General features: G+C 40.0%; 1 protein-coding gene. It reads right to left on the reverse strand.

The annotated features are described in order from the left end of the window. Positions 1–24 precede the first annotated feature (24 nt). A partial coding sequence (locus CG11_RS30605) for a hypothetical protein (RefSeq protein ID WP_197043974.1) occupies positions 25–482 on the reverse strand: 458 nt, incomplete at its 5' end.

A 482-nucleotide genomic window follows, 5' to 3' on the forward strand; every position in this document is an offset into this window, starting at 1 on the left:
AATTGAATGTTCTCTTTCATAGTTTTAGGATTTAGGCGTGTTAAATTGATGTTTTACCCAGAGCGCTGTTTTTACACAAGCTTGAACCCGTTGGAGTCTCGTATCAGCATTGGTAATAAATAGAGCATCTTTACTAGAGCTGTGAAAACCCCACTCGTCCAGAATCGCCCCAAAGAAATCCGTAAACTCAAATAAATCCGTTTCCCTCAAAACTTGAAAGTTCACTTCATAATCCGAATCGCCATCCTTCAGCTGCTCTCGGTAGTGCCAATTGTTGGTGCCTACAGCTTGCTGAACGTGCGTAAAATGCTGCTGAGCAATTTGATCCGAAAAGGTATTTCCTAGCGTACTAAAGACCATATAACCGATGGTCTTCTTTAGCTTTTGAATGCTGTTCTTACTAGAAATTGCATTGGAATGAAAGGAATGCAAATAGCCGTAATAACCTCTTCTTAGATAGCTTCGAACCAATTCAATCCAAT

Source organism: Aureispira sp. CCB-QB1 (genome assembly GCF_000724545.1).
Classification (GTDB): domain Bacteria; phylum Bacteroidota; class Bacteroidia; order Chitinophagales; family Saprospiraceae; genus Aureispira.